This is a genomic window from Ruegeria sp. YTSA219 (assembly GCF_059609985.1).
In genome coordinates, this window is sequence record NZ_JBXWMT010000002.1 from 1 (window position 1) to 13,248 (window position 13,248).

10 protein-coding genes and 1 tRNA gene are annotated in these 13,248 nt (G+C 55.7%); 4 read left to right on the plus strand and 7 right to left on the minus strand.

Annotated elements, in window-relative coordinates; genetic code table 11:
• Both AC2FFB_RS03045 and AC2FFB_RS03050 read left to right on the plus strand, forming a co-directional pair.
• Positions 1-75, plus strand: a tRNA-Asn gene (locus AC2FFB_RS03045).
• A 317-nt stretch (positions 76-392) separates the two neighbouring features.
• Positions 393-1,856, plus strand: a complete 1,464-nt coding sequence (locus tag AC2FFB_RS03050; RefSeq protein ID WP_496790524.1) for a flavin-containing monooxygenase — start codon at positions 393-395, stop codon at positions 1,854-1,856.
• A gap of 82 nt (positions 1,857-1,938) precedes the next feature.
• On the opposite strand, the gene AC2FFB_RS03055 is transcribed toward AC2FFB_RS03050, so the two are convergent.
• The 4 genes from AC2FFB_RS03055 to zwf all read right to left on the minus strand — a co-directional run bounded on the left by AC2FFB_RS03055 (position 1,939) and on the right by zwf (position 7,444).
• Positions 1,939-3,558, minus strand: a complete 1,620-nt coding sequence (locus tag AC2FFB_RS03055; RefSeq protein ID WP_496874484.1) for a long-chain-fatty-acid--CoA ligase — start codon at positions 3,556-3,558, stop codon at positions 1,939-1,941.
• Between the two features lie 151 nt (positions 3,559-3,709).
• Positions 3,710-5,323, minus strand: coding sequence for a glucose-6-phosphate isomerase (pgi, locus tag AC2FFB_RS03060; RefSeq protein ID WP_496874485.1), 1,614 nt, complete (start codon positions 5,321-5,323; stop codon positions 3,710-3,712).
• A 4-nt stretch (positions 5,324-5,327) separates the two neighbouring features.
• Positions 5,328-5,999 (minus strand): 6-phosphogluconolactonase, encoded by a 672-nt coding sequence (pgl, locus tag AC2FFB_RS03065; RefSeq protein ID WP_142633575.1) that lies wholly within the window; start codon positions 5,997-5,999, stop codon positions 5,328-5,330.
• Positions 5,996-7,444 carry a glucose-6-phosphate dehydrogenase gene (gene zwf, locus AC2FFB_RS03070; RefSeq protein ID WP_271947306.1) on the minus strand — a complete coding sequence of 483 codons (1,449 nt, stop codon included), beginning with the start codon at positions 7,442-7,444 and terminating at the stop codon, positions 5,996-5,998. The genes pgl and zwf overlap by 4 nt, the downstream gene beginning before the upstream one ends.
• 163 nt (positions 7,445-7,607) lie before the next feature.
• On the opposite strand from zwf, the gene AC2FFB_RS03075 reads away from it, so the two are divergent.
• Entirely contained in the window at positions 7,608-8,561 is a 954-nt protein-coding gene (locus AC2FFB_RS03075) for a radical SAM protein (RefSeq protein WP_496688239.1), read from the plus strand.
• Here the strand turns inward: AC2FFB_RS03075 and AC2FFB_RS03080 are convergent, their stop codons facing one another.
• Both AC2FFB_RS03080 and AC2FFB_RS03085 read right to left on the minus strand, forming a co-directional pair.
• Positions 8,562-9,257: a lipid-binding SYLF domain-containing protein gene (locus AC2FFB_RS03080; RefSeq protein WP_221929471.1), complete on the minus strand. Its 696-nt coding sequence runs from the start codon at positions 9,255-9,257 to the stop codon at positions 8,562-8,564.
• A gap of 103 nt (positions 9,258-9,360) precedes the next feature.
• The gene (locus AC2FFB_RS03085) at positions 9,361-9,630 is read right to left on the minus strand and encodes an usg protein (protein WP_496874486.1); all 270 of its coding nucleotides are present in this window, start codon (positions 9,628-9,630) and stop codon (positions 9,361-9,363) included.
• A gap of 224 nt (positions 9,631-9,854) precedes the next feature.
• Here AC2FFB_RS03085 and gyrA point away from each other — a divergent pair, with 224 nt between their 5' ends.
• Positions 9,855-12,554 carry a DNA gyrase subunit A gene (gene gyrA, locus AC2FFB_RS03090; RefSeq protein ID WP_496874625.1) on the plus strand — a complete coding sequence of 900 codons (2,700 nt, stop codon included), beginning with the start codon at positions 9,855-9,857 and terminating at the stop codon, positions 12,552-12,554.
• Between the two features lie 139 nt (positions 12,555-12,693).
• Here gyrA and AC2FFB_RS03095 read toward each other — a convergent pair whose 3' ends face one another.
• Complete coding sequence (locus AC2FFB_RS03095) at positions 12,694-13,188, minus strand: hypothetical protein (RefSeq protein WP_271947312.1); 495 nt, start codon at positions 13,186-13,188, stop codon at positions 12,694-12,696.
• Positions 13,189-13,248 lie beyond the last annotated feature (60 nt).

Here is a 13,248-nt window from a genome sequence, read left to right on the forward strand (position 1 = left end):
TCCGGCGTAGCTCAGCGGTAGAGCAGTTGACTGTTAATCAATTGGTCGTAGGTTCGATCCCTACCGCCGGAGCCAATCTTCCAAAATTTTCACGACTATAGAAACACCCTGCCTCAGGCCGTGCGCCATAACTCAAGGCAGATGATAAACGGTTTCAAAGGTTCATCCTCTAATTTTTTCATTCCATTCAACTCAAAGTTGAGGGATAAGTTCCCAATTACATTTGCATTGAAGGACTTAGTCTGGGCCCAAGTTATTAGCAGGCTCAGGTGAACTTGAGATAGATTGAAAGAAGATTTTATGCCGGTCACGCTTGTCCCAAAGCCAAACCAGGCAGATCAGAAACGCCACTGGTAAGTCGCGAAACGGACATACGAGCATAAGGAAGTATCATGAAGCAGGTGAACTGTTTGATCATAGGTGCTGGCTTTGGCGGCATTGGTATGGGCTACCAGCTCAGACAAGCGGGAATCGACAGCTTCGCAATACTCGACAAGGCCACTGAATTTGGGGGCACTTGGCAGCATAACACCTATCCCGGTGCGGAATGCGATGTGCCCTCGCATTTGTATTCTTACTCTTTCAGCAAAACGCCGAACTGGAGCCGAAAATGGTCGGGACAGAAAGAGATTCTGGATTACATCCGGGATTGTGCGGAAACATTCGGAGTGATCGCGCATTTACGCCTTGGCTGCGCCGTCACTTCAGCAAGCTTCGATCCGACAAGTGAAATGTGGACTGTAACGACCAAGGGCAATGGAGATGAAACCTATCTCTGCCGCCACGTGGTTTGCTCGGTTGGTCAGTTGCACTTTCCCAACCGTATTGGGATACCGGGGATGAAACTCTTCGGAGGAACCATATTCCATTCTGCCGAATGGCGCCATGATATCGACCTGAAGGACAAATCGGTTGCCGTGATTGGAAATGCAGCCAGCGCGCTGCAGTTTATCCCAGAGATCGCCAAACAGGCACGCAGTCTGACAGTTTATCAACGCACGGCAAATTGGGTCATGCCCAAAGGCAACAAGACCTATGGCGAGAGCTTCAAGTCGCTGATGCGTTCGATGCCTTTCCTTCAAAAACTTTATCGCTTCCGCCTTTGGGCCGAGAATGAGTTCAAGATCTTTCCAGTCATGAAAGGATCGAAACTGCACGAGATGCTGATGCAGAACATACTGAACCGGCATCTGGAAAAGACGATATCGGACCCAAAACTCCGCGAGGAGCTTCGACCAAAATACCCACCCGGCGCACGCCGTCTTTTGGTTTCCGACAGCTACTATCAGACCCTGAACCAGGATAAGGTTGATCTGGTAACGGACGGGATCGACTGTTTCACCAAAGACGGGATCAAGACCACAGACGGCACCGAACGCCCCCATGATGTGGTCATTCTTGGCACTGGGTTCCAATCCAACCCCTTCCTGCAAGCTATTGATATCAAGGGACGTGATGGTATCTTGTTGCGCGATGTTTGGGATGATGGTGGTGCGCGGGCCTATCTTGGCATCTCGGTTCCCAAATTCCCTAATCTGCACATTATTTACGGACCAAACACAAACCTGGGCCACACGACGGTACTGGCCATGATCGAAGCGCAAATCGGTTTTGTCATCCAACTTATCAAGGCTGCCGATCACGGCACGATCGAAGTAAAACCTGAGGCGGCATTGCGTTTCGATGACGAGATGCAACAGCGTCTTGCCAAAAGTCAGTGGGCGCGGATCGAGCGCAGCTATTACAAAGATGGCGAGCGGATAACCACCAACTGGCCCGGCAGTTCATTCGAGTATTTTTGGCGCACGAGGAAACCCAAACTGGCAGAATTCACGCGTGGATCTTCAGAAGGCTGAGGGGCTATAGATCTACTTCGCCGCGAAGTCAGAAAACCCGGCAAACAATCTCGCTTGTGTCTGCCAGGCCAGTGTTTTTGCGCTAGGTACTCAGCAGATCTTTGAAGTCTTCCCGCAGGTTGCGTTTCAGGATCTTGCCAGTCGCGTTCAGTGGCAGCGCGTCCACAAAGACTACCCTGTCCGGGATCTGCCACTTGGCGATCTTACCACCAAAAAACGCCAGCAATTCTTCTTCGCTTGGGTTCGCCCCCTCGGCTTTCACCGCCACAAGAACGGGCCGTTCGTCCCATTTCGGATGCGGCACACCTACAACGGCTGCGCCTGCCAGCTTTGGATGTGCCACCGCGATATTTTCGAGCTCGACCGAACTGATCCATTCACCGCCGGATTTGATGATGTCCTTTGAGCGATCTCGGATCGTCATATACCCGTCCGGGTCCAGTGTCGCCACGTCGCCAGTGGTAAACCAACCGTCTTGCAGCAGACCCTGATCCTGCATCATGAAATAGCTGTCCAATACCCAGTATCCGCGCACCATCAGGTCTCCCTGTGTTTCACCGTCGCGCGGAAGCTCATTGCCGAGATCATCAACGATTTTCAATTCGACCCCATAACAAGGACGGCCCTGACTTTCCCGAAGTCCATACTGCTCTTCTTTGGGTAGTTTTCCATGTTTCGCCAAGGGCTGGTTCGCGGTTCCCAGCGGGCTCATCTCGCTCATCCCCCAGGCGTGGACTGTATCGACACCGTAGGTTTCGCGGAACGTCTCGATCATCGACGGCGGACATGCGGCCCCACCAATAACTGTGCGCTCAAGACTGGACAGTTGACTGCCCGACTTCTTGGCAGAGGCCAGCAGACCCTGCCAGATCGTCGGCACGCCCATGGCCAGTGTCACCCCATAGCTGTCAATCAAATTGACCAATGCCTCGCCATGCAAATCTGGTCCCGGTAATACCATCCGAGACCCCGACATCGCGCAAGCGTACGGCGATCCCCAAGCATTCACATGGAACATCGGTACAACTGGCAGTACCACATCCATCGCCGAAAACCCGATCACGTCACGCGTGTTGGACCCAAAACTGTGCAAAACTGTCGAGCGATGGGAATAGAGCACCCCTTTGGGGTTGCCGGTTGTGCCCGAAGTGTAACAAAGGCTTGAGGCTGTGTTTTCGTCCAGCCTCGGCCATTGAAAGCCGGAATTACCGGTTTCGATCAGCTCATCATAGAACTGCATCCCTGGAACCTGCGCGATTGCGTCATCATTCCGCGGACCCATTAACACGAAATGCTGCACCTCTGTCAGTTGGTCCTTCAAAGCGGCGACAAGCGGGATGAATGTGGCGTCGAAAAACAGAACCCGGTCCTGCGCATGATTGATGATATAGGTCAGCTGCTCTGGAAACAGCCTGGGGTTTACGGTGTGGCAGACGAATCCAGCACCCGAAGTGCCATAGTAGATTTCCAGATGGCGGCGGTTGTTCCATGCCAATGTCGCTATCCGAGCGTGCGGTTCCAGCCCAAGACCTAACAGTGCAGAACCTAATTTTCGTGCGTTCGCGGCGACTTGCGACCAGTTCGTTTCAGTCAAGCTGCCGTCAGTTTCGACAGAATATATCTCGGTTTGGCCATGATAGCGATCGGCATGCTCGATCAGTGACGAGATCAGCAACGGTTGCGTCATCATTTGTCCCAGCATGGACATCCTCCCTGTGTCGGGGCCGCTTTTTGCAGCACCTTCTTGTTTGCCACGCATCTTCTGCAATCGGCGCGGTCAAAAGAAACCCTGCCAAGCATTTAATTGTCTGACAATAGAAGAATGCGTCATGCCAGGGCTGTAAAGCTGGCTTTTATTCGGTTTCCCGGTGCAACATGGCATAGGCAACAAGGGCGGCGGTTGACCCGTCTTTGGTCTCGGTACCTTCTGCACCGTCCACGATTGGCCCCAGTGAAGTCGCCAGTTCCTTGCCCAGTTCAACGCCCCACTGGTCAAAAGAGTTGATCCCCAACAGGACCCCTTCGACGAATACGCGATGCTCGTACAGGGCAATGACCTGACCCAGAACAAAAGGCGTTAGCTTGGGGTACATCAGCGTGGTCGAGGGACGATTGCCAGCAAACACCCGATGTCGGGCCTGACGTTCGCATTCTTCACCCGTCAACCCTTTGTCGGCCATGCGCTGCCGCGCCTCGTCCAGCGATCGGCCGCGCATCAGCGCCTCGGACTGGGCCAGACAGTTGGCCAGCAGCAGCCGGTGATGGTGGGTCAGCTCAGGTTCATGTCCCTCGGCAGCGACCATGAATTCGCAAGGGATAACGTCTGTGCCCTGATGGATCAGCTGATAAAACGCATGCTGACCATTGGTACCAGGCTCACCCCAGACCACCGGACCCGAAGGAATGGTCAGCGCACTGCCGTCCATGGCAACGGATTTGCCATTCGACTCCATCTCGAGCTGCTGAAAATATGCGGGCAAGCGCAGGAGACGCTGATCGTATGGCAGCACGGCCCGGCTGGCATATCCCAGAACCTGCCGATGCCAGATACCGGTCAAAGCCAACATCACCGGCATATTCTCGGACCAATCGGCGGCGCGAAAATGCACGTCCATTGCCTGTCCACCACGCAAAAACGCGTCAAAGGCCGTCGAGCCTACGGCAATCATCACCGGCAGGCCCACAGGCCCCCAAACCGAATAACGTCCGCCGACCCAATCGGCGAAACCAAACACGCGCTGTTCGGGAATGCCAAAGGCCTGAGTCTTGTCCAAAGCACTGGAAACCGCAGCAAACTGTCGGGCCGGCTCCCCGCCGCCATCGACCATCCAGGCGCGCGCGGTGCGGGCATTGGTCATGGTTTCAATGGTCGTGAACGTCTTGGACGCGACAATCACAAGTGTCCGCGTCGGATCCAGCTGCCGTAGAACATCGGCAATATGTGCCCCGTCTACATTCGAGACATAGTGCAGCCGCGGCCCGTCGTGATACGGAGCCAGCGCATGCGTGGCCATAACCGGTCCCAGATCAGACCCACCAATTCCGATATTCACCACATCGGTAAAGCTGCCCCCTGCCCCGGACACGGCCCCCCCACGGACCTCTTCGGCAAAGACACGCATCCGCTGCAGCGTATCCAGAACGCCAGGCATGACATCCAGACCATCCACGTCGACCGGACCGCCATCCAGATTCCGCAATGCCGAATGCAGAACCGAGCGTTCTTCGGTTTCATTGATCTTGGCACCCGCAAACATCGCGTCGCGCCTGTCGGCAAGCCCCGCCTCGTCGCATAGGCGGATCAGGGCTGCGCGAATATCTGCGTCAATCTGCGTCTTTGAATAGTCAAACAGCATATCGCCCGTTGAGGTCGAGAAAACCTGTGCCCGATCCACGTCTTGTTCGAACAAGTCCAAAATGGAACGACCGCCATCTGACGCAAATGCCTTGAGAGTATCCAGGTTCATAACTCTACTCCGCCCAATGGACCGTCATGCCGCCCAACACAGCAGCAATCGGCGCCTCTTTGGGATGCAGGGACATGGCCCGGTCCAGCGCCTTGCGTTTGGTTTCCCCAAAAATCACCAGATGCTTAGACAATGCGCCGTCCAAGACCGGAGCCGTTAATGTAATCCGCGCCTCGGGCTGAACTTCGGGTCGGGCCACGGCCAAAGGTGGCGCATGCCCGTCCAATGCGGCGGCCAACCCGTCCATCCCCGGAAACAGCGAGGCGGTGTGCATATCTTCGCCCATACCCAGCATGAGAACCGAAAGAGGCAGCACAGGCGCAATCAAGCTTTCAATTTCGGGCAGCACCGATTCCGGATCTTTGCCATCCAGATACAGCGGCACATATTGCGCGACCGAGGCGCGATTGGTCAGCAAACGCTCTTGGATCAGCCGCGCATTTGCGCGATCGCTGTCGCTGGGCACGCACCGTTCATCCGTTGGCAGAATTCGGACCCGATCCCAATCCAAATCAGCGGCGCACAATCCGTCAAAGACCGGCCCGGGTGTGGTACCGCCCGGCACAGCAAAAGAGACCAGATCGTGATGCAGCAGCGCCGCCTCAAGATCTCCGGCGATAGCATTGGCCACGTCGATGGCTAGCATATCCCGGTCGGCGTATTCCTGAATTTTCATGGGTTTATCCCTTGCCAACGGCGACCGTCCCGTTTCATCAGCAGCTCGGCGTCGCCCGGCCCAGTGCTGCCGCTCTCATAAGGTTTCGGCACGTCGCCACGCGCCTGCCATCCTGCGATGATCGGGTCTGTCCAGGCCCAGGCGGCCTCGACCTCATCACCGCGCATGAACAGCGTCTGATTGCCTCGGATCACATCCATCACCAGACGTTCATAGGCGTCTGGCGGGTCCTGGTTCTCGGCGCCCAATGCCTCGGCAAAGCTCATATCCAGGGGCACGTCGACCAAACGCATACCTCCTTGCCCGGGCTCTTTGATCGTCACTTTCAGCGTGATGCCCTCATTTGGCTGCAGGCGGATCGACAGCGCATTCGCATGACGCCCGGCATCCGCTCCAAAGATCGAGTGCGGCGCGTCTTTGAACATCACGTTGATCACCGAAGACCGGGCCACAAGGCGCTTGCCCGTGCGCAAGTAGAACGGTGTTCCTGCCCATCGCCAGTTGCTGATATGCGCCCGCAGCGCCACATAGCTTTCGGTAGTCGAGCGTGGATTTCCAACGGCTTTGCGGTAACTTGAACTTTCGCCCTCAAACTGCCCCCGCACGATATGATGCGGCTTTACCGGGTCCAGAGCGCGAATGACCTTGAGCTTTTCATCACGCACCGCATCCGGGTCGAACTTGGCCGGAGGTTCCATGGCGATCAGGCACAAAAGTTGCATCAGGTGGTTCTGCATCATGTCGCGCATTGCGCCTGCGCGCTCGTAATACTCTTCACGGCCGTTAATTCCGACGGATTCGGCTACGGTGATCTGGATATGGTCGACATACTGGCTGTTCCAAAGTGGTTCGAACAACATGTTGCCGAATCGAACAGCCATCAGGTTTTGGACGGTTTCCTTGCCCAGATAGTGGTCGATTCGATAGATTTGACTTTCCCTGAAATGCGCGGCCAGCGTGGCATTCAAAGCTCGCGCACTTTCCAGATCATGGCCAAAGGGTTTTTCAACCACGATCCTCGTCTGCGGCGTTGTCAGATCATACGCCTCGATCCGTTCCGCCAGAGGGCCAAACAACCGCGGCCCCACCGAAAAATAGAACGCCCGAACCCGATTCGGCTGAAGTTTCCGCGCAAGCTCGGCCCAGCCATGATCCGCAACAGCATCCAATGTCACATAATCAACCCGCTGCAAAAACGCGTTCAACGCAGCAGTGTCCAGACTGTGTCGTCCGGCATGTGCCTCAAGCGAGTTGCGGACCAAATTGCGGAACTTGTCACGGTCGTAATCCGTTCTGGCCGCCCCGATTACTTGCGCGCCTTCAGCCCACTGGCCAGCACAAAACCGGCGAAACAGAGCGGGCAGGATTTTACCCTGCGCCAGATCGCCAGTTCCGCCAAAAATGACCAGATCAAAGGGGTCTACAGGTATGACGCGAGAAACCATGTGTTTTCCTTACCTTGCCCTATGCTCAATGTCCAATGTTAGCGCAACCATTATTGCGGATTTCCGCGACATCAATTCTCTGTCAGTTCACCCATGTCTCACTTTGCGAAACGGTCTGAAACCTCTAATTCAAGGTGACAACAGAAAAGAACCGGAAACCGGAATGAAAGACAACGCCCCTCAGATCGTCAATATCGGCAAGTTTCAAAACAAATTGGTGACAGCGGATGGCCAGACTCGTGCCTCGGTGGCGTTGACCAACCCCGAGACGCTCTGGTTCAATACCGGGACTTTGTGCAACATCGAATGTGTCAACTGCTATATCGAAAGCAGCCCGACCAATGATGCGTTGGTCTATATCTCGGCGGATGAAGTGCGAGACTATCTGGACCAGATCGAAGACAGAAACTGGCCCGTGCGTGAGATTGGCTTTACCGGTGGTGAGCCGTTCATGAACCCCGACATGATCGAGATGGCGCGCGCTGCGCTGGAACGCGGCTATGAGGTGTTGATCCTGACCAACGCCATGCGGCCAATGATGCGCCAGAAGATGCGCGAGGGATTGACTGAACTTCAGCGCGACTACTCTGGGAAACTGACGCTGCGGGTATCGCTCGACCATTATCGTGCCGACCTGCACGATAAGGAACGTGGCAAAGGCAGTTTTGACAAAACCGTGGAAGGTATGAAGTGGCTACGCGATGGCGGATTCCGGATGGCTGTTGCCGGCAGAACCGTATGGGGCGAGGACGATGAAAAAAGCCGTCAGGGATATGCTACGTTATTCAACCACCACGGGTTTGGCATCGACGCGCATGACCCTGCGCGAACGGTCCTTTTCCCGGAAATGGACGAGACCGTGGAAGTGCCGGAAATCACCACCGCCTGCTGGGGTATCCTGAACAAATCTCCTGCATCCGTGATGTGTGCCAGCGCCCGGATGGTGGTCAAACGCAAACGCGCTGAAAAACCGGCTGTTCTGGCCTGCACGCTGCTGCCTTATGAGCCGGAATTCGAGATGGGCCATACGCTGGCCGAGGCGGAAGCGGACGTGCATCTGAACCATCCGCATTGCGCCAAATTCTGCGTCCTGGGCGGGGCCAGCTGTTCGGGGTGATCAGTTCAGTTCCGGCGATTTCCAGAACTTTGAGCCCGACGCGCCCGCTGCCACGCGCCACCCTTTCTTGGACAGTTCAAAAAAAGACCGGCCATCGGTGAAGCGCACGGTTTCCGTCGTGTTTTCATCGCCGTACATGGCGCGGGTTTCGGCCGTCGCGTCATAGCCCTGGGTGATGAACTTATCCAGATCAGCAGGGGTTTCGAACATGATCACAAACTTGGATTCAAAGCCGCCGATGCCGATCGCGCCACCCACGCCGCCTGTTCCCATGTTCATATATGTGTGCTGGCCGGTGTCCTTTGACACCGCCACACCCCGCCCATACCCAGCCGAGACTGGAAACACCGTAACCTTGCGCGAGTCGAACACGGCATAGCCGGCACAGACCTCGTACAGCGCATGCGCTTCGGGATTTTCGGCCAGCAGCTGATCCAGAATCTGCGTGGCCAATGTGTCCAGCTTGGCGCGCGTCTCTTCCGGAGTGGCCTCATTGCTTAGCAATTCGGTGGTCGAGTCGACCGTACCCTCAACAGCTTTCGCGCCTTTATCGATTGTCTCGCCAACGGTTTCGGCCCCTTGCCCGACAACGTCAGCCGCGTTTGCCGCGCCTTTTTTGATCTTGTCCAAAACTCCCTCAGCGGCGACTGGCCCACCAAGCAAAACGGCGGCGACAAACAGCAACATTCTGGGCATGTGGCATTTCCTTAGCTGATCAATGGTTTGGACACGACCCTAGCCTAAGAAAATCAAATGGAACACGCCCTTTCGTTACACAGCCAATAATCTGCCAGGGTGGCTAATTCACCCGAAACTCGCCAACTTGGTTGCGCCACTCTCCGGGCGCGATCATCTTACGGTGCGTGAATTTTACAGAATGTAAGGGGCCTTCGATCTCTCGCTGCCAGAAATCAATGAACTCGAACAGTTTCGGATGATCCGGCGCCAGATCGTATTCCTGCCAGATGAAGGTGTTCAGAACATGGATATAGTCGGGCATGTGGTAGAATAATTCCGCCGTTGTCAGCCCATATCCTTTAAGCATCAATTCCGTTTCGCAGCGCTCCATTTCGACCTCAATATTAATTGCAAGGTCCCCCTATTGTATCACGAAAACACCCTAATCCTTAGTTAACAATATGTTACCGTGATGTTACCGGAGTTTCTCACTTGCAAAATGGTTGCTTGCTTGCACCTTATGTGCCGGGTCTGATAAGGTGTATCCACAAGATATAGAGTCTGCATACAGAACGGGCAGTTTACGTGAGCGATACGCCAGAAGTTCCTGAAAATATGGATGAAAACCCGCCAGAACGCCCCGTTTACGGTGGCCCGACGGTCTCCATCGAATCCGAAATGCGCACGTCCTATCTGGACTATGCGATGTCGGTCATTGTTAGCCGTGCGATTCCTGATCTGCGCGATGGGTTGAAACCGGTACATCGGCGCATCCTCTACGCGATGCACGAGACCGGAAACACCCATGACAAATCCTATCGCAAATCGGCCCGTCCGGTCGGCGACGTAATGGGTAAATACCACCCACACGGCGACAGCGCGATCTATGACGCGTTGGTGCGGATGGCTCAGGATTTCTCGATGTCGCTGCCGCTACTGGACGGTCAGGGCAACTTTGGCTCGATGGACGGCGATAACCCGGCGGCCATGCGCTATACCGAAGTGCGGATGGACAAGCCCGCCGCCTCTCTGCTGGCGGATATCGAGAAAGACACCGTCGATTTTCAGGACAACTATGACGGCAAAGACAGAGAGCCGACAGTCCTGCCCGCACGGTTCCCGAACATGCTGGTCAACGGCGCTGGCGGCATTGCCGTGGGCATGGCGACCAATATCCCGCCGCACAATCTTGGTGAGGTGGTCGACGCCACCCTCGCCCTGATCGACGATCCCGATCTGACGTCCGAGCAGCTGATCGAGTATGTTCCAGGCCCCGACTTCCCGACCGGCGGCGTAATGCTGGGCCGGTCCGGCGCGCGCAAAGCCTATCTGGAAGGGCGCGGCAGCGTCATAATCCGCTCCAAGACCCGCGTCGAGGAAATCCGCAAGGACCGCTACGCCATCGTCGTGGACGAGATCCCCTATCAGGTGAACAAGGCTTCGATGATCGAAAAGATCGCCGAAGCCGTTCGCGAAAAACGCATCGAAGGCGTCAGCCACGTTCAGGACGAATCCGACCGTAACGGCGTACGCGTGGTGGTCGAACTGAAACGTGATGCCACGCCCGAAGTGGTTCTGAACCAACTGTTCCGTTTTTCGCCGATGCAAACCTCGTTTGGCTGCAATATGCTGGCTCTGAATGGTGGGCGACCCGAGCAACTGACTCTGCGCCGCTTTCTGACCTCCTTCATTGACTTCCGCGAGGACGTCGTCGCCCGTCGCACCGCCTACGACCTGCGCAAGGCCCGCGAACGCAGCCATATCCTATGTGGTCTGGCCGTGGCTGTGTCGAATGTGGATGAGGTGGTTGCAACCATCCGCTCATCTGCTGACGCCGCGCAAGCGCGTGAAAAGCTGATGACCCGCCGCTGGCCCGCGGCGGAGATCGAAAGCTATCTGCGCCTGATCGACGACCCTCTGTCCAAGATGAACGACGACGGCACCTATAACCTGACCGAAGTTCAGGCCCGTGCGATCCTCGACCTGCGTCTGCAGCGATTGACCCAGATCGGTGTCAAAGAGGTTACGGACGAACTGGAAGAACTGGCGGGTAAAATCAAGGAATACCTGGATATTCTGTCCTCGCGAGAGCGCATCATGTCGATTATCGGGGATGAGCTGCGCAGCGTGCGTGAGCAGTTTGCCGTGCCCCGTCGCACCGAGATCGTCGATTGGTCCGGCGACATGGAAGATGAGGACCTGATCGAGCGTGAGGATATGGTCGTGACCGTCACGTCGGGCGGCTACATCAAGCGTACTCCGCTGGCCGATTTCCGGGCGCAAAAACGTGGTGGCAAGGGCCTGTCGGGAATGCAGACCAAGGAAGAGGACGTCGTTACCAACCTCTTCGTGGCGAACACGCATACACAGTTGTTGTTCTTCACCACTGACGGGATGGTCTACAAGCTCAAAACCTGGCGTCTGCCGCAATCCGGGCGCACTGGCAAGGGCAAGGCCATTGTCAACATCCTGCCGATTCCGACCGGGGTTTCCATCGCGGCGATCATGCCCGTGGATGTGCCGGACGAAGAATGGGAAAACCTGCAGATCGTCTTTGCCACCAGCGCCGGTGATGTGCGCCGGAACGCGCTGAGCGATTTCACAAACGTCAAACGCAACGGCAAGATCGCAATGGACCTGCCCGAGGGCGTGGAACTGGTGAATGCGCGCATCTGTTCGGAAGACGACGATGTAATGCTGGTGACAAACTCGGGCCGGGCAATCCGGTTCCAGACCACTGCCGTGCGGGTGTTCAAAGGTCGGAAGTCCACCGGTGTGCGTGGCATCAGGCTGACAAATGGCGACCATGTCGTTTCCATGTCAGTGATCCGCCATTTCGAAGCCACCTCGGACGAACGCGCCGCTTATCTCAAGATGCGTCGCCTGATGGCCGGTGTCACGGACGAGACCGAAAGTGATGAGGATGAGGGCAACGCCGACAGCGTCTTGCCACAGGAGCGGTATGCCGAAATGTCCGCAGCCGAGAACCTGATCCTGACCATTTCCGCAAGCGGGTCTGGCAAGCTCAGTTCCAGCCACGACTACCCGGTTCGGGGACGTGGCGGCATGGGCGTGGCGGCGATGGATAAGGCGATGCGCGGCGGGGCACTTGTGGCCTCGTTCCCCGTCGATATCGAAGATCAGATCATGCTGGCCACGTCCAAAGGTCAGTCGATCCGGGTCCCGATCGAAGGCATCTCATTCCGCTCGCGGTCAGCAGGTGGCGTGAAGGTGTTCAACACCGGCAAAGGCGAAGAGGTCGTATCCGTTGCCTGGATCGCAGATCAGGGTGATGAGGACGAGACGGAAGAGTAAGCAATGAAAGCCGAGGTCTCTGGCCTCGGCGATGTTTCTGGGTGTCTGGTGTGCGGACAAAACTGCCTATCAATGCATAGACCTAATGCCCGAATTAAGGCTAAGAACCGACCTGCATCGCGTGGTATTTTGATGCTCTTTATTTTACCTGAAGTTGGCGCATAAGGACCTCAACCATCTTTTGTGCCTCAGAAGCATCGAGCCGTCCGTGCTGCAACAAAAACTCTGCGACATCTCTGTCTGTGTACCGGCCCGTAACTATGTCATCGCGCAAGATCAACTTTTGGCGCGCAAATTCGGCGGCGTTGTCGTGGCAAATAATGCATTTTTCTTGGAATAGACGGCCAGATTCTTGGATGAACTCAAACTGTTCTATCAGCACATTGATTTCTTCGTCTGACAACTCGCCGTGTCCTGCCTTCAGATAATCAATGACGGGACGACCAGAAGCTTTTCCGACAATGCCGCTTTCTGACACAATCAATTTTTCGGAGACAAAATCTCCTGCATGCGGCAGGTGACAAGACGCGCAATTCTCTTCGTAGATCAAATGGGGATTCGCCCTCTGGGCAGTTGAGGGAACTGCCCAAACTATAATACTGATTGCTATACCAATTTGGATAAATCCGTTCATGTCGGAAGCGCCTAAGTAGTGGACAATCCATTGTCAGAGTAGGTGAACTAAAAGTCTCGA

What these genes read in the sequence shown, in the direction of transcription:
- AC2FFB_RS03050 (WP_496790524.1), top strand. Translation starts at nt 393, where the DNA reads ATGAAGCAGGTGAACTGTTTGATCATAGGTGCTGGCTTTGGCGGCATT.
- AC2FFB_RS03055 (WP_496874484.1), bottom strand. Translation starts at nt 3,558, where the DNA reads ATGCTGGGACAAATGATGACGCAACCGTTGCTGATCTCGTCACTGATC.
- pgi (WP_496874485.1), bottom strand. Translation starts at nt 5,323, where the DNA reads ATGAACCTGGATACTCTCAAGGCATTTGCGTCAGATGGCGGTCGTTCC.
- pgl (WP_142633575.1), bottom strand. Translation starts at nt 5,999, where the DNA reads ATGAAAATTCAGGAATACGCCGACCGGGATATGCTAGCCATCGACGTG.
- zwf (WP_271947306.1), bottom strand. Translation starts at nt 7,444, where the DNA reads ATGGTTTCTCGCGTCATACCTGTAGACCCCTTTGATCTGGTCATTTTT.
- AC2FFB_RS03075 (WP_496688239.1), top strand. Translation starts at nt 7,608, where the DNA reads ATGAAAGACAACGCCCCTCAGATCGTCAATATCGGCAAGTTTCAAAAC.
- AC2FFB_RS03080 (WP_221929471.1), bottom strand. Translation starts at nt 9,257, where the DNA reads ATGCCCAGAATGTTGCTGTTTGTCGCCGCCGTTTTGCTTGGTGGGCCA.
- AC2FFB_RS03085 (WP_496874486.1), bottom strand. Translation starts at nt 9,630, where the DNA reads ATGGAGCGCTGCGAAACGGAATTGATGCTTAAAGGATATGGGCTGACA.
- gyrA (WP_496874625.1), top strand. Translation starts at nt 9,855, where the DNA reads ATGGATGAAAACCCGCCAGAACGCCCCGTTTACGGTGGCCCGACGGTC.
- AC2FFB_RS03095 (WP_271947312.1), bottom strand. Translation starts at nt 13,188, where the DNA reads ATGAACGGATTTATCCAAATTGGTATAGCAATCAGTATTATAGTTTGG.